Annotated in this window: 17 protein-coding genes; 10 read left to right on the top strand and 7 right to left on the bottom strand. The window is 49.0% G+C overall.

Annotated elements, in window-relative coordinates:
* Positions 1-495: 495 nt before the first annotated feature.
* Entirely contained in the window at positions 496-1374 is an 879-nt protein-coding gene (nadK, locus tag NFHSH190041_RS14040; RefSeq protein WP_261922397.1) for an NAD(+) kinase, read from the bottom strand.
* A gap of 92 nt (positions 1375-1466) precedes the next feature.
* Between nadK and grpE the strand changes: the two genes are divergently transcribed.
* Positions 1467-2045 carry a nucleotide exchange factor GrpE gene (gene grpE / locus NFHSH190041_RS14035; protein WP_261922396.1) on the top strand — a complete coding sequence of 193 codons (579 nt, stop codon included), beginning with the start codon at positions 1467-1469 and terminating at the stop codon, positions 2043-2045.
* Positions 2046-2110: 65 nt separating this feature from the next.
* Here the strand turns inward: grpE and dxs are convergent, their stop codons facing one another.
* The 3 genes from dxs to xseB are packed head-to-tail and all read right to left on the bottom strand — an operon-like array spanning position 2111 to position 5125.
* Positions 2111-3979 (bottom strand): 1-deoxy-D-xylulose-5-phosphate synthase, encoded by a 1869-nt coding sequence (dxs, locus tag NFHSH190041_RS14030; protein ID WP_261922395.1) that lies wholly within the window; start codon positions 3977-3979, stop codon positions 2111-2113.
* A 22-nt stretch (positions 3980-4001) separates the two neighbouring features.
* On the bottom strand, positions 4002-4883 hold the full coding sequence (gene ispA, locus NFHSH190041_RS14025) for a (2E,6E)-farnesyl diphosphate synthase (RefSeq protein WP_261922394.1): 882 nt from the start codon (positions 4881-4883) through the stop codon (positions 4002-4004).
* Between the two features lie 2 nt (positions 4884-4885).
* The gene (xseB, locus tag NFHSH190041_RS14020) at positions 4886-5125 is read right to left on the bottom strand and encodes an exodeoxyribonuclease VII small subunit (protein ID WP_261922393.1); all 240 of its coding nucleotides are present in this window, start codon (positions 5123-5125) and stop codon (positions 4886-4888) included.
* 342 nt (positions 5126-5467) lie between these two features.
* On the opposite strand from xseB, the gene pomA reads away from it, so the two are divergent.
* From pomA to thiI, 3 genes are all read left to right on the top strand, one after another.
* Complete coding sequence (gene pomA, locus NFHSH190041_RS14015) at positions 5468-6235, top strand: flagellar motor protein PomA (protein ID WP_261925132.1); 768 nt, start codon at positions 5468-5470, stop codon at positions 6233-6235.
* 3 nt (positions 6236-6238) lie between these two features.
* Positions 6239-7186: a flagellar motor protein MotB gene (locus NFHSH190041_RS14010; RefSeq protein ID WP_261922392.1), complete on the top strand. Its 948-nt coding sequence runs from the start codon at positions 6239-6241 to the stop codon at positions 7184-7186.
* A gap of 170 nt (positions 7187-7356) precedes the next feature.
* Complete coding sequence (gene thiI / locus NFHSH190041_RS14005) at positions 7357-8811, top strand: tRNA uracil 4-sulfurtransferase ThiI (protein WP_261922391.1); 1455 nt, start codon at positions 7357-7359, stop codon at positions 8809-8811.
* Positions 8812-8970: 159 nt separating this feature from the next.
* Here thiI and NFHSH190041_RS14000 read toward each other — a convergent pair whose 3' ends face one another.
* Positions 8971-9219 (bottom strand): hypothetical protein, encoded by a 249-nt coding sequence (locus NFHSH190041_RS14000; protein ID WP_261922390.1) that lies wholly within the window; start codon positions 9217-9219, stop codon positions 8971-8973.
* A gap of 165 nt (positions 9220-9384) precedes the next feature.
* Between NFHSH190041_RS14000 and NFHSH190041_RS13995 the strand changes: the two genes are divergently transcribed.
* The 5 genes from NFHSH190041_RS13995 to NFHSH190041_RS13975 all read left to right on the top strand — a co-directional run bounded on the left by NFHSH190041_RS13995 (position 9385) and on the right by NFHSH190041_RS13975 (position 14101).
* Positions 9385-10296, top strand: a complete 912-nt coding sequence (locus tag NFHSH190041_RS13995) for a transcriptional regulator GcvA (RefSeq protein WP_261922389.1) — start codon at positions 9385-9387, stop codon at positions 10294-10296.
* A complete protein-coding gene (locus NFHSH190041_RS13990) occupies positions 10277-10963 on the top strand; it encodes an alpha/beta fold hydrolase (RefSeq protein ID WP_261922388.1) in 687 nt (228 codons plus the stop codon). Before NFHSH190041_RS13995 ends, NFHSH190041_RS13990 begins: the two co-directional genes overlap by 20 nt.
* Positions 10956-11342 carry a DUF423 domain-containing protein gene (locus NFHSH190041_RS13985; RefSeq protein WP_261922387.1) on the top strand — a complete coding sequence of 129 codons (387 nt, stop codon included), beginning with the start codon at positions 10956-10958 and terminating at the stop codon, positions 11340-11342. Before NFHSH190041_RS13990 ends, NFHSH190041_RS13985 begins: the two co-directional genes overlap by 8 nt.
* A gap of 118 nt (positions 11343-11460) precedes the next feature.
* Positions 11461-12555 carry a 23S rRNA (cytidine(2498)-2'-O)-methyltransferase RlmM gene (gene rlmM / locus NFHSH190041_RS13980; RefSeq protein ID WP_261922386.1) on the top strand — a complete coding sequence of 365 codons (1095 nt, stop codon included), beginning with the start codon at positions 11461-11463 and terminating at the stop codon, positions 12553-12555.
* Positions 12556-12841: 286 nt separating this feature from the next.
* On the top strand, positions 12842-14101 hold the full coding sequence (locus tag NFHSH190041_RS13975) for a valine--pyruvate transaminase (protein WP_261922385.1): 1260 nt from the start codon (positions 12842-12844) through the stop codon (positions 14099-14101).
* 96 nt (positions 14102-14197) lie between these two features.
* Here the strand turns inward: NFHSH190041_RS13975 and NFHSH190041_RS13970 are convergent, their stop codons facing one another.
* Entirely contained in the window at positions 14198-15205 is a 1008-nt protein-coding gene (locus NFHSH190041_RS13970) for an isocitrate dehydrogenase (protein WP_261922384.1), read from the bottom strand.
* A 244-nt stretch (positions 15206-15449) separates the two neighbouring features.
* Between NFHSH190041_RS13970 and NFHSH190041_RS13965 the strand changes: the two genes are divergently transcribed.
* The gene (locus NFHSH190041_RS13965; protein ID WP_410010833.1) at positions 15450-18224 is read left to right on the top strand and encodes a prolyl oligopeptidase family serine peptidase; all 2775 of its coding nucleotides are present in this window, start codon (positions 15450-15452) and stop codon (positions 18222-18224) included.
* A 144-nt stretch (positions 18225-18368) separates the two neighbouring features.
* Here NFHSH190041_RS13965 and NFHSH190041_RS13960 read toward each other — a convergent pair whose 3' ends face one another.
* Positions 18369-18779, bottom strand: a complete 411-nt coding sequence (locus NFHSH190041_RS13960) for a DUF3192 domain-containing protein (RefSeq protein WP_261922383.1) — start codon at positions 18777-18779, stop codon at positions 18369-18371.
* Positions 18780-18862 lie beyond the last annotated feature (83 nt).

The following is an 18862-nucleotide window of genomic DNA, read 5'->3' as shown; positions in this document are numbered from 1 at the left end:
TTTTTTCATTTTTGCCATAAATAGCATGTTTTTGGCTTGAGTTTTAATGGTGATCTTGATCACATTTTTGAGGCTGGGGTCATGATGGCTGCAGGTTAGGAGGTCCTATGTCTATGACTCAATTGCCAAAAATAATGTTGCGTTTTTGTAGCGCCGGCCGTTATGACAGCAACATTGCAGCTTGGCAATACCACTATGCAGATGGCTTGTGAATTATGGTTTGTGAATTATGACGTGAGCGTGATGGGCTTATTTAACGGAAAATATCTCAGCTGAATCAGTAATACAGATAGCGGGGTGAACGGCCGAGGCATGGATGCTGGAGATGATGTTAAGCGGTAGTCGATTGTTGAGATGAAGAGGGCTTACTCGGTTAGTACATTTATATCACAGGCTTATTAGCACTAGCTCCAGCACGTGAGTGGATGGCTTGAGGCCGCTAAGGCAGAAAGTGAGGCTGCCTTAGCTTAGTCGAGCCACAGTCTAAACATCAGGCTAAAACAGCTTACTGCCCCAACCCAGTTTGTTTCTGAGCACATGGAAATAGTTATAACCCTTAGGGTGCACTAATCGCAGACGCTCAGGGCTGCGCTTCACAATAATCTCATCACCGGGTAATACTGCGAGGGTAACATGGCCGTCACAGCTGACTTCAAGATTTTCACCATTATGGGGTGACACCACCAGTTTGATAATGCTGTCGGCATCCACCACAATCGGCCGACATGACAGGGTATGGGGAAACATGGGCACTAAAATCATGGCTTGCAGTTTCGGGGTTAAGATGGCGCCGCCAGCTGACAAAGAGTATGCCGTTGAGCCGGTCGGGGTAGAGACAATCATACCGTCAGCCCGCTGACTGTACATAAATTGCTCGTTAATGTAGACCTCATATTCAATCATATGGGCCACTTTCCCCGGGTGTAACACCGCTTCGTTAACCGCAGTGTTACTGGCTTTCAGTTTACCATGGCGGTACACCTCGGCTTCGACCAAAAAACGGTGCTCAGTTTCATATTCACCATCTAATACTCGCGCCAGTTTTTCTTCGAAGGCATCGGGAGACAGATCCGTTAAAAAGCCTAAATTGCCGCGGTTAACTCCGATAACGCCAACATCAAAACGGGCCAATACCCGAGCGGCGCCGAGCATATTACCGTCACCGCCGACTACGATGGCTAGGTCGCACCGTTGGCCAATTTCCAGCATATCAACCGCTTTAACATGATTGCCGAGTTCACCGGCAACCCGCTCTTCAACCAGAATTTCAAACCCCTGCATTGTCAGCCAGTGATGCAGGCGTTTCAGAGTGAGATTAGTGCCGCTGTGATGGGGTTTTCCTATCAATCCGATAGTGTGGAACTCGCTTGTCATATTTAGCTGGCATAGGCCTTGAAACATCAAATTTAGCCCCCATAATATGCCCTGAGTATGCAGAAACCAAAGCATTTTTAGCTGGAGTAACAATGAGCAACGAAGAGAAGCAAGCACCACAGGACCAGGTTGAAGACGTTATTGAGTCTGAGGTTGCCCAGGAAGATGCCGCCCTGGTGGATGAATTAACCCAGGCTAACTTCCGCATTGAAGAGCTGGAACAGGCTCTGGCTGAAGCGGAAGCAAAAGCTGCAGAAGAAAAAGATGCAGCCCTGCGCGCTGTCGCTGAAATGGAAAATATCCGTCGTCGCGCCGCCATTGATGTTGAAAAATCACGTAAATTTGCCCTGGAAAAGTTTGCCAATGAGCTGCTGCCAGTGATCGACAATATGGAACGAGCTCTGCTTGGTACCGTAGAAGATGAGGCAGCTAAAGCTGTGATTGAAGGGGTAGAATTGACCCTGAAGACCTTGATGACTGCTGTGGCCAAGTTTGGTATCACCCCAGTTGATCCTATGGGTGAAGCTTTTAATCCAGAACATCACCAAGCCATTGGCATGCAGCCAAGCACGGAATACCCTGCAAATACCGTTATGTTGGTTATGCAAAAAGGGTATCTGCTGAATGATCGTCTGCTGCGTCCAGCCATGGTCATGGTTTCCCAAGGCTAAGATTGGCACTGTGCAAAACAAAAAGGACGCAAAATGCGTCCTTTTTTATTTTAAAGATAATCGTGTTAATCAGCGATAAACTCTCTGATTTGCTGGGTAATGCCGGCAGCGTCCAACCGTAACTCAGCTAAGATCTCATCTGCTGCGCCATGTTTAATAAATTCATCTGGCAGACCCAGCTGTAATGTTGGTCGCATCAATTGATTACGCGCCAGCCATTCAAGCACACCAGTGCCAGCGCCGCCCATAATGGCATTTTCTTCCAGTGTCACTAACACATCGTGGTCTTGTGCCAGTTGACGAACCAGCTCAGTATCCAGTGGTTTGACAAAACGCATATCGGCGACAGTCGCATCCAGCTGCTCGGCAGCGGTCAGAGCGCTGCTTAGGGTGGTGCCGAAGTTTAAAATAGCCACTTTCTTACCCTGACGGACAACGCGACCTTTACCGATCTCCAATGCTGTCATGGTTTCATCCGGTGTTACCCCAGTGGCACTGCCTCGCGGATAACGAACCGCAGTAGGACCGTCTTGATAGCAGTAACCTGTGTACAGCATTTGTCGGCATTCGTTTTCATCACTTGGCGTCATGATCACCATATTGGGGATACAACGCATAAAGCTCAGATCGAATGCCCCCTGGTGGGTTGGCCCATCAGCGCCCACAATTCCTCCCCGGTCAATGGCGAACAGTACCGGCAGTTTTTGTAGTGCCACATCGTGGATCAGCTGATCATAACCGCGCTGCAGGAAGGTGGAGTAAATCGCCACGACTGGCTTGAAGCCTTCACAAGCAAAGCCTGCCCCTAGGGTGACGGCATGTTGCTCTGCAATCGCAGCATCAAAATATTGCTGTGGGAAGCGCTGGGAAAACTCCACCATGCCGGAGCCTTCACGCATCGCCGGGGTAATGCCCAGTACTTTGTCATCTGTCGCCGCAATATCACACAGCCATTTGCCAAAGACTTGGGAAAAGGTCGGGTTACCAGGCTTGGTTGCTGGTTTGGCAAATTTACTGGGATCAAATTTTGGCACAGCGTGCCAGCCGATGGGGTCCCGCTCCGCAGGTTCATAACCTTTGCCTTTTTTGGTCATGATATGCAGGATTTGTGGCCCTTTTAAATTACGCATATTGCGCAGGGTTTCCACCATGGCATTGACATCATGGCCATCAATTGGGCCAATATAATTAAAGCCTAACTCCTCAAACAGGGTGCCTGGTACCACCATGCCTTTGAGGTGCTCTTCTGTCCGCTTGGCCATCTCCTTGATGACAGGCATTCCCTGCAATACTTTTTTACCGCCTTCACGGATCGTGGTGTAGAAGCGGCCTGACATCAATTGCGCCAGATGGTTATTCAGTGCCCCAACGTTTTCAGAAATGGACATTTCGTTGTCATTTAGCACAACCAGCATGTCATTATGCAGATCACCTGCGTGGTTCATGGCTTCAAATACCATACCACCTGTCATCGCGCCATCACCGATAACCGCAACCACTTTACGGCCAGCACCTTCTTTCTCTGCGGCAACGGCCATCGCCAATGCGGCACTGACGGAAGTTCCTGAGTGGCCGACACTAAAGGTATCGTATTCACTTTCACCGCGCCACGGGAATGGATGCAGACCGTTCTTTTGACGAATTGTAGGCATCTGTTCACGGCGACCGGTCAGGATCTTATGGGGATAAGCTTGATGGCCCACATCCCAGACCAAGCGGTCAAATGGGGTGTTATAGACGTAATGCAGCGCAACGGTTAGCTCAACCGTGCCCAAACCAGAGGCAAAGTGTCCACTGGACATGCCTACGGATTTGAGCAGAAATTCCCTCAGCTCATCGGCGACCTGTGACAGGGCCTCCTGAGGCAATTGGCGGAGCTCATCAGGGGTGTTGGCCTGTGCCAACAGTGGATAATGCGAAATGTCCAAACTCATAGTGAGCTACTTTGTCTCTGTATTATATTCTTCGCGTAATAATGTATTGAGCGAAGTCTGCAATTAACTGACTATTGTATGGTAATGCTGTCAGTGCGGAAAGTGCGTCCTGAATAAGCTGCTCGGCTGTCGCGGTTGCGCCGTCAAGCCCAAGTAGCTGTGGGAACGTACTTTTATCGGCCTCAGAATCTGATCCTTGTGGCTTACCTAGTTCCTCGGTGGTGGCGGTAATATCCAAAATGTCATCCTGCACTTGGAATGCCAGCCCGATGGCATCGGCATAGCTGAGCAAGGCATGGCGAATGTCCTTATCAGCATTGGCACAAATCAGTGCCATTTCCACCGCACAGTGGATCAAGGCGCCGGTTTTTTTATTGTGTAACTGGGTCAGGGTCTGCAGATCAATATGTTTGCCGGTACAACCCAGATCAATTGCTTGACCACCACACATGCCGGTATAGCCGGACGCTTTGGCTAATGCTGACATTAATTGTAACTGCTGCGTGGCCGCCATGCCGGATATTGGTTGGCTTAAAATTTCAAATGCCAGAGTCTGCAGGGCATCGCCGGCCAAAATTGCCGTTGCTTCATCAAAGGCAATATGAACCGTGGGTTTTCCCCGACGCAGCGCATCATCATCCATAGCGGGTAAATCGTCATGGATAAGCGAATACGCATGAATACATTCAATGGCCGCCGCGCAGGCATCCAATTGAGACAGGGGCACTCCCAGCATTTGACCAACGCTATATACCAAAAATGGTCGGATACGTTTGCCACCAATTAACGCACCATAAGTCATGGCGGATTTTAGTTGGCTGGCATGGTCATCAAGGGGATCTAAATAGGATTTTAACTGCGTATCAACCCGTTGTTGATACTGCAAAATGGAATCGGCTAACACGCTTATTCTTCCTCGGTGTTGTAGCTCGACAGGGCGGCTTGTTCATCCTGCTGCAGCAGGATTGACACCTTTTGCTGGGCCTGTTCCAGTTTGGTTTGACTGCTGCGCACTAGGGCAATACCCCGTTCAAATTGTTTTAGTGCATCATCCAGGGAAACCTCACCCCGTTCCAGTTCTGCAACGATTTTTTCTAGCTCCGACAGGGATTCTTCAAAGCTGAGATTTTCAGGTTTTTTGGCCACGTGTTCAATTCCTCGATTAAGCTGACACAAAGTATATCAGGCGAGGATTTGGGTCAAATTCAGTCGCGTGTTATTTGCTCAATAGCACGGTTTAACTGGCAATTTTTGTTGGAAAAAATAAAAACGGACTAAACTTGGCTGGAGTTTGTCCGATAACTGAAAATAGCGACTTATTAAACGACTTTACTGTTTTGCCGGTGATAAAAGCGCCATCTTGATGGCTTGAGCACCGGAATATGTTGTCAGTAATGGAATAGGCACAGTACAGGGATGCAACCGGCCATCTCAGCCAGTGACACATTGGCTGTTCTCTCCGCGCCGGTCCAGATCAAGGAGCCTTGGGTGGATTTAGCAACATTAATTGGACTTATCGGGGCCTTTGGCTTTGTGGTCGGCGCCATGATCAGCAGTGGCGGATTGGGAATTTTTATTGACGTTCCATCCGTGCTGATTGTGTTTTGCGGCTCATTGTTTGTGGTAATGATGAAATTCAATCTGGCTTCATTGATCGGGGCGGGGGGCATCTTTGGTAAAGCTTTTATGTTCAAGCTGGATAAATTGGAAGATCTGATTGAACAGTCTGTCACCATGGCCGATGCCGCCCGCAAAGGGGGGTTTTTGGCATTGGAAGAGGCGCAGATTTCCAACTCATTTATGCAAAAAGCGGTGGACATGCTGGTTGATGGTCATGATGCCGATGCGGTGCGTGATACATTGGAAAAAGATATCGGCCTGACGGAAGAGCGCCATAAAGCTGGCGTAGGGATTTTCAAAGCCCTTGGCGATGTTGCTCCAGCCATGGGCATGATTGGTACCCTGGTGGGCTTGGTGGCGATGTTGTCGAATATGGACGACCCCAAGTCCATTGGACCGGCGATGGCGGTAGCACTCTTGACAACGCTGTATGGAGCGATTTTGGCCAATATGGTGGCCATTCCTATTGCGGATAAGCTGGAGTTACGTATGACAGAAGATCTGTTAGCACGTAATTTGATTATGGATGCGGTACTGGCGATTCAGGATGGCCAGAATCCCAGGGTGATTGAAAGTTTTCTGAAAAACTATCTGCATGAAGGCAAGCGTCAGTTGGAAACCGGGGACGGGGAATAACCGGTGGCGAAGAAAAAGTGTGTCTGTCCCCCACCGGGCGCGCCTATGTGGTTGGCCACTTTTGCTGACTTGATGTCACTGCTGATGTGTTTCTTTGTACTGCTGTTGGCATTTTCTGAAATGGATGTGGTGAAGTTCAAGCAAATTGCGGGTTCCATGAAACATGCTTTCGGGGTGCAGAATAAGGTCAATGTGAAAGATGTACCCAAGGGGACATCAGTAATTGCCTTGGAATTTCGTCCCGGTCGGCCAGATCCTACGCCCATCGAAGTCATCAATCAGCAAACTCAGGAAATGACCGAGCCCATGATGGAGCTACAAGCGGGAGAAGATGATAACTCCGGCGGGGTGCAGGCTCAGCAGGGTGCTCAACGTGGGGGAAGCGCGGCCGCATCATCTCAGCAGGCGGCCGCTGCGGCAGCGCAGAGTGAATCTAGCAGCAGTAAACAGCAAGAAGAAGTACAGCAGCAAGCGAAAAAAATGGCAGAGCAGCTGAGTAAAGAAATTACCGATGGCGCTATCGAGCTGGAATCACTGGGGCAGCAAATTATTATCCGTATCCGTGAAAAGGGCGCTTTTGCCTCCGGTTCTGGCTTTTTACAACCCAGAGTTCGCCCGGTTATTCGTGCCATCGGTGAGCTGCTAAAGGATGTTCCCGGCGTGATTATTGTCTCTGGCCACACGGATAATATGCAAATTGCCAATGAGCTTTACACTTCTAACTGGGACTTGTCTGCCACCCGGGCGGTCTCGGTGGCTCAAGAATTGGTTAAGGTGAAGGGCTTAAACCCTGCACGAATGCAGGTGGTGGGGATGGCTGATAATAACCCTCTTAGTCCCAATACTTCCGCGGGAAACCGTGCCCGTAATCGTCGCGTAGAAATTGCCATTATGCAGGGGAAAGCGAAACAGTCTGATCCCATCAGTATCGGCCCGGTTGATGGCCGCTAGTTCAAGGCATATTAGCTCATACCAACAGCGTTTAATGGCATTGATGATGCCAATTAATAGTGGAAACTGCGTTGGTAGCATGAACTGAACGGGGAAACGTGGTGCGCTGTATCAGCGCTCTTTGTTATAATCAGAAAATTGCTGTTTGAATTATTGCCCGTGGAAGCCCCATGAAGTTTATCGTTAAGTTGTACCCAGAAATCATGATGAAGAGCAAATCGGTAAGAAAACGTTTTACCAAAATGCTCGAAACCAATATCCGTAATGTGCTGAAAAAAGTTGATGAAGAAGTCAAAGTTCAGCAATTGTGGGACAAGTTGGTCGTTGTGGTACCTAAAGACAAACCTGAATTGCAGGATAAACTGGCTGAACGTTTGGCCTGTATCCCAGGTATTGCTCACTCTCTGCAGGTAAATGAATATACCTTTGATTCTGTTGATGACATTTATCAGCAGGCGCTGCCGGTTTACCGTGATCAGCTGAAAGGCAAAACGTTTTGCGTGCGGGTAAAGCGGACCGGTAAGCACGAATTTAAATCTATCGAAGTGGAGCGCTATGTTGGCGGTGGCTTAAATCAGTTTACTGAAGCGGCCGGTGTGAAGCTGAAAAATCCCGATATGGTTATCAATCTAGAAATTGATAATGACAAACTGTATATGGTGGAAAAGCGCATTGATGGCCTGGGTGGTTTCCCAATGGCAACTCAAGAAGATGTGTTGTCATTGATTTCTGGTGGCTTTGACTCCGGGGTATCGAGCTTCCAATTCATCAAAAAAGGGGCGCGTACCCACTACTGCTTCTTTAATTTGGGTGGTGCCCAGCATGAGATTGGTGTGAAGCAGGTGGCTTACCATCTGTGGAAGACCTACGGTGAGTCACACAAGGTTAAGTTCGTTTCTATTCCATTTGAGCCTGTAGTCGCAGAAATTTTGGAACGTATCGATAACGGCCAGATGGGCGTTATTCTTAAGCGGATGATGATGCGTACTGCCAGCCGAGTTGCGCAGCGTATGGGCATCCAGGCGCTGGTAACAGGGGAGAGCTTAGGCCAAGTATCTAGTCAAACGCTGACAAACCTGAATGTGATTGACCGTTGTACTGACATCCTGATCCTGCGGCCACTGATCACCATGGATAAGCAGGATATCATCAATGAAAGCCGCCGTATTGGTACTGAAGATTTCGCTAAGTCTATGCCAGAGTACTGTGGTGTGATTTCCCAACGTCCAACAGTTAAAGCGGTATTGGCAAAAATTGAGGCCGAAGAGACGAAATTCTCTGAAGATCTGATTGATCGTGTGCTGGCCGAAGCCAAAATTATCGATATCCGGGAGATTGCTGCCAGTATGGATACCAAGGTAACGGAAACCGAAACTGTTAATGCCATTGCTGCTGGTGAGATTGTAGTCGATATTCGCGCGCCGGAAGAAGAGGAAAATAGCCCGCTGGAAATTGACGGCGTGGATGTGAAAGTGATTCCTTTCTTCAAGTTAGCGACGCAGTTTGCCGATTTGGATCGCAGCAAAACTTACCTCTTGTACTGTGACCGAGGGGTGATGAGTAAACTGCAAGCACTGTATCTGATTGAGCAGGGCTATGACAACGTGAAGGTTTACCGTCCATAACCTGGTGTTACTAGGCATAAGAAGATGTAATCGGTTAGCAAATATCAGGTGCTAAAGCGAGAGCCATAGGTAAGCAGATTTTGCCTAACCGGTTATTTTCAACGCAGTTATCACAAAAAGCCGTATCTTTGATGCGGCTTTTTTATAGCTGGTTTAGACTTAGCGGGTTTTCGTGTCTTTATCGTTTGCCAGCAGTATGTCATCGCCGCCATACTCTGAAAACTCGGCCTGTTGCATTTGTTGCAGCTGCTCGGCAAGGTTGCCGGCAATTTCCTGATCCAACGCGTTGAAATCAAACTCAATTGCTGTGGGGGGAACATCCTGTGTCATAGTCACCTGAACTTCAGTTGCCGTGGCTATCTGGCTGAAACACAGTAGAGCTGCGGCAAAAGGAAGAATTAAGCGCATAATATGCCTCCTGGCAGTTTATCAGCGGCTCGTGGGTAGCCTGTGAGCCGAGGAACACTCAATGTTGTTGGCGCAAAATTTAGTCAAATCTGGTGGCGTTAACAAACGATAAAATGTAACAATCATGATTAGAAAAACTAATCAAAAAACGGGATCGTGATCACTATGTCTAGACGCTTACCCCCCCTGAATGCTGTAAAGGCATTTGAGGCGGCAGCGAGGCACCTTAGCTTTACCCGTGCCGCGGAAGAACTCTTTGTTACCCAAGCAGCGGTAAGCCATCAGATCAAGGCGCTGGAGGATTTTTTAGGATTAAAATTATTTCGGCGAAAGAATCGTTCCTTACTGCTGACAGAAGAAGGCCAAAGTTACTTTCTTGATATCAAAGATATCTTTGTTCATTTGGGTGAGGCGACTGACCGACTTTTGGCCCGAAGTGCCATCGGCTCGCTAACAGTAGCCATGTCGCCCAGTTTTGCCATTCAATGGCTGGTGCCCCGGTTGGCAAAATTCAGTGAAAAAAATCCTGATATTGATGTACGTATCAAGGCGGTGGACTCAGACAGTGCCAGTCTTACCGATGATGTTGATGTGGCGATTTATTACGGTCAGGGTAATTGGCCTGGGGTGCGGGCAGATAAACTGCGTAATGAAGTCTTAATTCCTGTGTGCTCTCCACTGCTGCTCAATGGCCCTAAACCACTGGAAAAGCCAGCAGATTTGAAATTTCATACCTTACTGCATGATAGCAGTCGTCATAACTGGCAGGCTTGGTTTCGCCAGTGTGGGGTAACGGATATCAATGTGAATCAGGGGCCGATTTTTAGCCACTCGTCTTTGGTGCTACAAGCGGCAGCACACGGGCAGGGGGTGGCTCTGGGGTACAGTGTATTGGCTCGGCCGGATATTAAAGCCGGTCGCCTAGTCTGCCCGTTTCAGGAAGTGCTCGTCAGTAAGGATGCTTACTATCTCGTCTGCCAGCAAAGCCATGCGGAATTAGGCAAAATCGTGGCATTCCGAGAATGGATGTTGGATATGTTTGCTGAGGAGTCCCGCAGTGAACTGCTTCCGGGATAATATTGTTGCCGGGCGGATACTGGTTGATGGTGAACCATTATTGTCGTCGGGACGCCGGGTGATTTTGTTTGCTCACGGGGCTGGGGCTGATATGCACCACAGTTTTATGGCTCAAATCGCGGCAGATTTAGCACGACAAGGTGGGTATAGCGTTGTGCGGTTTAATTTTCCCTATATGCAGCAACGACAACTGGATGGTAAGCGCCGTCCACCGGATAAAGCCGAGAAACTGCAGGCTTGTTTCGGCGATTATCTTACACAACTGTACAATGCCGGCGCCGGTAAAGTGATACTGATGGGTAAGTCTATGGGTGGTCGGATGGCAGCAATGCTAGCCGCCCAGCCTGAGTATACCGCGATGATTGCCGGTGTTGTCTGTTTGGGGTATCCCTTTTTACCACCCGCTAAGCGTGCAACTGCTGAGCCTAGGCTTGCACCACTTCAGCAGGTGCCGTTGCCAACGTTGGTGATCCAGGGAGAACGGGACAGTTTCGGTAATCAGGCGCAGTTGGCCACGTGGTCTCTGGGGCAGCAGGTAGAGACAGTGTTTTTGCCCGATGGCGATCACAGCTTCATTCCCAGAAAACGTAGCGGGTTTACCCTGGATGAAAATATGGCGCAGGCCTGTCGGGCTTGTCAGCAATTTATTGGAGCATGTTATGCGTAAAGGTTTTTTTCTGTTGGCGTCCCTCAGCGGTTTTATGGCCGTGGCGCTGGGGGCATTTGGTGCCCATGGACTAAAAAGTATTGCTCCGCCCCATTTGATTGAAATATTTAATTTGGGCGTGGAATATCAGTTCTACCATACTTTTGCCATTATTGCGGCGGCCTTTGCAGCTCATTGGATAAAATCCAAGCTGCTGGATTGGGCGGTCTATCTGTTTTTGGCTGGTATAGTGTTGTTCTCTGGTTCCCTGTACCTCTATACCCTGACTGGCGTAAAGTGGGTCGGACCTATCACGCCCATGGGCGGCGGTTGTTTGCTGGTGGGATGGTTGCTGCTGGCCGTTGCTGTGTGGCGCGATCGGGTGGTAGACGGTAACTAAGGCTGATTGGCCTGACAGGCTTAGAGTAAGCGGCTGCGATATTTTTTGCTGAACTTGCTATACTGCGCGCCGATTTTATTTCATCCTGGCCCTCGGGCCTGCATTGCAAGAGTTTCCGATGAAAAACCTGTTTTTGTTTTGCCGCGCCGGTTATGAGAAAGACTGTGCTGCGGAGATCCAGCAACGCGCTGGCGAATTAAACGTAGGCGGCTTTGTTAAAGCCAATAATAATGATGCTTACGTCATTTTTCAGTGTTTTGCCCCTGGTGATGCTGAACGTCTGGCTCGGGAGTTATCGCTGGACTCTCTGGTGTTTACCCGGCAGATGTTCGCTGCTACTGAGCTGTTAAAAGATCTGCCACAGGAAGACAGAGTGAGCCCGATCGTGGCGGCTTTAGCTGATGTACAGAAAGCCGGTGAGCTGCGGGTTGAAACTCCGGATACCAATGAGTCTAAAGAGCTGTCGGCTTTTTGCCGTAAGTTTACTGTGCCGCTACGTCAGGCATTGCGCCAGTCTGGCTCATTGCTGGCAAAAGAAAATCCACGTCGGCCGGTGATCCATATCTGTTTTGTGGCTCCTGGTCAGGCCTACGCGGGTTTTTCCTTTAGTGATAATACGTCACCTCATTTCGGGGGGATTCCCCGTTTGAAGTTCCCGGCTGATGCGCCAAGTCGTTCAACGTTGAAGTTGGATGAAGCCTTTATCCACTTTATTCCGAAAGAGGCCCATGAAACCCGGTTGCGCAGTGGTATGAATGCGGTGGATTTGGGAGCTTGTCCCGGTGGCTGGACTTATCAACTGGTGCGCCGCGGCATGATGGTTTCTGCCATTGATAATGGCCCTATGAATGACAAGCTGATGGAAACCGGGCAGGTAAAGCATTTCCGGGCTGATGGTTTCCGTTGGGAGCCGCCCCGCAAGAATATCTATTGGCTAGTGTGTGATATGGTGGAAAAACCTAGCCGAGTGGCTGAGTTAATTGAAGCCTGGGCAATTAATGGCTGGTTCCGGGAAGCCATTTTTAACCTTAAATTGCCAATGAAAAGCCGGTTTAAGGAAGTGAGCCAAATTCTGGCAACCATGGATGAGATCCTGCGGGAAAATGGCGTAGAAGATTTCGCGATTAACTGTAAGCATCTGTACCATGATCGTGATGAAGTGACAGTACACCTGTGGCTGCGTCCCAATGATCCTGTGCCTGCGCGGGATTAAATTGTATAAGAGCATTTCTGTGTGTGGTGACATAGGTGGTCAGTGAGAAGCACCCATTGAATGGCATTACACAATGCTGATAGCCGGCGGGGAAACCTTCCGGCTGTTTTTATTTCTGCTTTTCTTTTGACTTGAGTAACTTAGTCACCGATTCCGGGGCATATCAAGCGCCGCAATCAGTCTTATGTTATGAGATAGGTCGCTATTTACAGCGCATTTTCGTGCATTTCCCCACCATTATTGTTAATACATAGGCATTATTTTAATGGAGATGAGATAACACCCTGTGAATGCTTTTTCCCGCTTTGGTGAAAAATTTAACCGTTACGCTGGTATTACCCAATTAATGGATGATCTGAATGATGGCTTGCGCACGCCGGGGGTCATTATGCTTGGTGGTGGAAATCCGGCGGCTATTCCCGCAATGCAAGACTACTTTCACCGTGCTACCGCATCATTACTGGAAAGCGGCGAATTGCTCGCTGCCATGTCTAACTATGACGGCCCTCGGGGGAATGATGCTTTTATTCACGCGTTAGCATCACTGCTTCAGCAAACTTACGACTGGCCGGTGACTGCTAATAATATTTCTCTGACAAATGGCAGTCAGAGCGCATTTTTTGCCCTGTTTAACTTACTTGCTGGGCCGCAGCGCAATGGAATTCAGAAAAAAATTCTGCTACCACTCGCCCCGGAATATATTGGCTACCGTGATGCTGGGTTGGAAGATGAGTTATTTGTTGCCTGTCGACCGCAGATTACCCGGCTGGAAGGGGGCATGTTTAAATATCATGTGGATTTTTCAGCACTGCCGCTGGATGAGGATATTGCTGCCATTTGTGTTTCTCGACCGACGAACCCGACCGGAAATGTGTTGACCGACGATGAGATCCACCGCTTGGATGCTTTGGCGCAGCAAAGAGGTATTCCTCTGATTATTGACAGCGCCTACGGTACGCCTTTTCCCAATATTATTTTCACTAAAGCAACGCCGCTGTGGCACGACAATATTGTCTTGTCTATGAGTTTATCAAAATTAGGCTTACCCGGATTGCGCTGTGGCATTGTCATCGCCAGTGAAGCGATCACCCAGGCGCTGACCAATATTAATGGCATTGTCAGCCTATCTCCCGGAGGGATGGGGCCGGTTGTTGCTGGTGAGATGATTGCTTCTGGCACTCTATTGCCGATGAGTCGAGAGGTGATCCGCCCCTATTATCAGCATAAAGCCCAACAAGCGGTTGTCATGTTACAGGCCGCCATTGATGTACCGGGTTTTCATATTCATCAGCCCCAGGGCGCTATTTTTCTTTGGCTTTGGTTTGAAGGATTACCGATTACAACATTGACATTGTACCGGCGGTTAAAAGCTAGGGGCGTGTTGGTGGTGCCCGGCGAGTACTTTTTCTTTGGTATGTCGGATGAGGATGATAACTGGCGCCACCGCAGTGAATGCATTCGCATGAATTATGTGCAAGATGAGGACAGTATGCGCCGTGGCATAGAGATTATTGCTGAGGAAGTCAAAAAAGCTTGGCAGAATTAGCAAACATAACGGTCATAAATTGCAGTTTGATGACAGCAATCGCATAAAAAAGGTGAAGTATTGCTTCACCTTTTCATTGTCATGAACACGATGGCTTTATAGTCGCTCCAGCACTGCCTGGGTAAAATCAGTGGTGCCATGGTTACCACCAAGATCCCGGGTGGTGCGATCGCCATTGGCAATCACATCTGATACGGCACAGCGAATCGCGGCGGCTTTATCTGACATACCTAAATATTCCAGCATTTGCACTGAAGCCAGGATCACTGAGGTGGGGTTAGCCAGGTTTTGGCCAGCGATATCAGGTGCTGAGCCATGTACGGCCTCAAAAATCGCAGCGTTTTTACCGATATTGGCGCCAGGGGCCATCCCCAATCCGCCCACTAGTCCAGCACACAGATCAGATAAAATGTCACCAAATAAGTTGGTGGTGACAATCACATCAAAGTTTTCCGGATTCATCACCAGTTTCATACAGGTGGCATCGACAATCATCTCTTCAGTTTCGATATCCGGGTAACGCTGGCTAATCTCACGGGCGGTTTTCAGAAACAGGCCGGAGGTAGACTTCATGATATTGGCTTTGTGCACTATGGTGACTTTTTTGCGGCCTTCTTTACGAGCCAATTCATAGGCAAATGTGGTGATTTGTTCTGCGCCTTGGCGAGTCACAATACTGGTGGCTTCTGCCGTGCTGCCGTCGTCAGAGACTTTCTGCCCCAGCCCTGAGTACATGCCCTCAGTATTTTCCCGTACGGTAATAATATCGATATTGTCATAGCGTGCCTGGGTGCCAGCAAAAGACAATACCGGGCGGACATTGGCATACAGGCTAAAGGTTTTACGCAGGGTAACGTTAATGGAAGTAAAGCCTTCTCCGACCGGGGTGGTCAATGGCCCTTTAAGAGTAATACGATTTTTTTCAATCAGTTCCAGAGTACGCTGTGGCAGCAGTTCACCCTGTTTTTCTAATGCGGTGAGACCGGCATCGGCAAATTCATATTCAAAATCACAGCCGGCTTTATCAAGAATTTTCAACGCAGAATCAATGATGCTGGGACCAATCCCATCACCCGGGATCACGGTAATTGTTCTTTTTGACATCTGAAATCCATCCACGGTTGGTCGTTACTGCAAGTGTCGGTGCCGGATAGCTAAATCCAACAACTTTATTCGACATAAGAAACACTTATTTTAAACGTTTTTTATCATGCTTTCACATTAATTAGTGATTATCCTCACGTTTGGTCATGGATGTTGACTTGCATAAATGGCTGCAAGTCGCGAAGATTGAGCCGATAACCTGCAAAACACGTTAATTCAACCAAACAATAAGAAGAGAATAACATTGAAGTTACTACCTTTGGTTTCCTGCATGATGCTGGTGTCTGGCGCAGCTATCGCCGGCACAGAACCGATAACCCTGCCAGATATTATGGCTTTTGAATCCCTAAAAAAGCCCCGGCTATCCGATAATGGAACTTTGCTCGCTGTTGAGGCCGCACCAGACCGAGGGCAGTCCCGCACCCTGATACGCCAATTAACCGGTGAGCGCAGCTTTGATATTGCGGGCGGCAGTAACCCTCAAGTCAGTGCTGATGGCCGTTTTGTTGTGATGACTCAAAAACTGCCATTGTTGCAGCGTGAGACGGCAGACAGTAAGACAAAAAAACAGCTCAAAAATAATCTGATCCTGCTTGATACCCACACCGGTCGGCAGCAACTGTTTGAACGGGTGAAGTCGGCGCATTTTTCTGCTGGTGGGGCTTATCTTGCCATTTGGTTTGAGGCACCTCAATCGACAGATGCGGCTGAAAAAAAATCAGCAAAAGGGAATGACGGCGAAAAAACGGCAAAAGCGGATCGCGGCACACCCATGACGTTACTGCATTTAGCGGCAGATAAACACTATGATTTTCCCCATGTGACCGGCTTTGCTTTTAGTCGGGATAAGCCATTGGTTGCCATTGCCAGCAATGACACTGCCAGTGGGTTTCACCAATTGACCTTGCTGAAGATTGACACCGGGAAATCCCAGTTGCTCCCCCGTGAGCCGGGCCAGCAAATCGGCGCATTAGCCTTGAGTGATAATGGGGCGTATTTGGCATTTACCCAAGGACATGCCGGAGATGAGCCTGATGCGCGGGAATATCAGTTAATTGTGCAGCAGCTTGATTCAGCTGAGCAGATTAGGGTGCCTAACACCCGCGAGTGGCAATTGAATCGCCATGCGAAATTGGATTTCAGTCCGGACAATCGTCGGCTATTTTTTGGGCGTGTCCCCCAGCTGAGTCAGACGCTGACCTTGCCGCAATATCAGCAAGAAGCCGATTTATTCGATCCGGACATTATCGCGGCTAAGCGTAATCTGCGCATTTGGCATGGTGAAGATGCCAGAATTAAACCCCATGAAATTAAACAATATGATAAGGAACGTAAGCGCACTTATCTGGCGGTAATGCACTTACCCAATGGCAATGTGGTGCAGCTGGCCGATAAAACCATGCCCGATGTGATGGCTGGCCCACAACGTCGTTACCTGTTAGCTAGCTCGGATATCCCTTACCGTAAGATGATCACCTGGGCGGGTTTTTACCGCGACTATTATTTGGTGGATCTCAATACCGGGGCCAAGCAATTGGTAATAAGCCAACAGCCAAGTGGCGATAAACCCACGCTGTCTCCCGGCGGAAATTATCTCGCTTATTTCCAACAAGGACAGGTATATCTGCACGATATTGCCGCGAAACGGCGTATTTTACTCAGCGGTGGCATCAGCACTCCTTTTGCTGATGAAGACCATGATTACCCATCGGCAGCGCCGGGTTATGGTTTTGGTCCTTGGTTGGAGGATGATGCCGGCTTACTTGTGTATGACAAATATGATATTTGGCAGTTTGATACCCGGGCGCAGCAAGGCTTTATGCTGACAGATGGGCAAGGACGCCGTAATGGTGTTCAATATCGGGTAACAGGGCTTGCGCAGGATAAAGACCGCCCGGCGACATTAGCCAACGCCGCGGCTGTGATGCTACAGGGATATTCTGAGCGCACTAAGGGCGATGGCTTTTATCGAGCCACCGTGGGGCAGGCTGGAGTTACGCCATTAATGGCCGGTGACTATAAGTTGAAACTGCTATCGCGCAGTAACGATGCCAATACGCTGATATTCAGTAAAGAGCGCTATGACCAGTTTCCAGATCTCTATGCGGCTGAATACCTCAAGCCTGAGCAGGCTAAACGGCAGACTTTTTTAGATGCACAAAAAGAGGATTTTAACTGGAGTCAGGCAGAGTTAGTCAGCTGGACAAATGGTGATGGGCGGCCATTAGATGGGGTACTGATTAAGCCTACCGGTTATGAGCCGGGTAAACGCTACCCTGTGCTGGTGTATTACTATCGCTTTATGAGTGACAGATTGCACAGCTTCCCGGCCATGAAAATTAACCACAGACCAAATTTTGCTTGGTATACCGACCGGGGCTATGCGGTATTTTTACCGGATATCCGTTTTGAAGTGGGCTACCCGGGCCCATCTGCGGTGCAGGCTTTAACCTCCGGGGTGCAGCATATTATCGATATGGGGGTAGCGGATCCTAAGGCTATCGGGTTACATGGTCATTCTTGGAGTGGTTATCAGACGGCTTTTGCCGTGACTCAGACCCATATGTTTGCGGCGGCGGTGAGCGGGGCACCGGTATCGAATATGACCAGTGCATTTAGCGGTATTCGCCATGGCTCAGGATTGGCGCGACAATTTCAGTATGAAGCGGGTCAGAGCCGCATTGGTGCTAGTTTAATGGCTGCGCCCCATAAATATATGGAAAACTCACCGGTATTTTATGCCGATCGCATCCGCACGCCCATGATGATCATGTTCGGAGATAAGGATGATGCTGTGCCTTGGGAGCAGGGGATTGAGTTGTACTTAGCGATGCGCCGCGCCGGGCGAGATGTGGTCTTTTTACAGTATGAAGATGAACCGCATCATCTCAAAAAATACCCCAATAAGCTTGATTACAGCGTGCGGATGATGCAGTACTTTGATCATTATCTGAAAGGGACACCGGCGCCCGATTGGATAAGGCGCGGTGAGGCCTACCAGCCATACGATAAGTCATAATCTACGTTAACTTGGGTAGCGATAGAAAAGAACCGGCTATTTGCCGGTTCTTTGTTATTTTGCTTTCTGCATTTCAGCTATGCGCTGGTCGATAACGGTTTGGCTGTTAGCGTATTCGCAACTATCTGTCTGGGTCTGAGAAGGTTATAGTTTATGGCTGATATCGGCAGATTGCTGGAGTGCCCACGGCTGGGTAAGGTACTGCTGATAGGTGTCGTGCCCCCAAGCGATCAGGCGGTTATTCTGAAATAGCAGCGGGGTGCATTCATCCCGGGTGGTTTGCCCATCGGCATGGGCACGGCGGGTGCGGTAAAACAGTACCACCATATCCCCTTGAACTCCGGGTTTGGCTTCGGAAAAGTCAGCATTGCCCAGCAGTTTTACCACCTGATGTTTTTCCTGTCCCAGATGCAGAGCGGAAATCACCTGCAGATTGTGTATCTCTCGTTTATCCCAGTCTAAATCCTCAGGACCCGCTTCGTAGTTCAGTACCACAATAGCGACAAAAAGCAGATAAGCACCTGCCAGGGCAGCAATAAAAATCGGGGCTTTCATGTGACACAGTATCCTTTGCGTAAACGTGAAAGCCTTACCTTACCCCGTCCCACAGTTTGGGTAAACCGGTGAAAAATATGAGG

It is taken from the genome of Shewanella sp. NFH-SH190041, from assembly GCF_024363255.1.
In the GTDB taxonomy this organism is placed as follows: Bacteria; Pseudomonadota; Gammaproteobacteria; order Enterobacterales; family Shewanellaceae; genus Shewanella.
The sequence above is the reverse complement of the archived record's forward strand: the minus strand, read 5'-3'. Positions and strand labels throughout refer to the sequence as shown.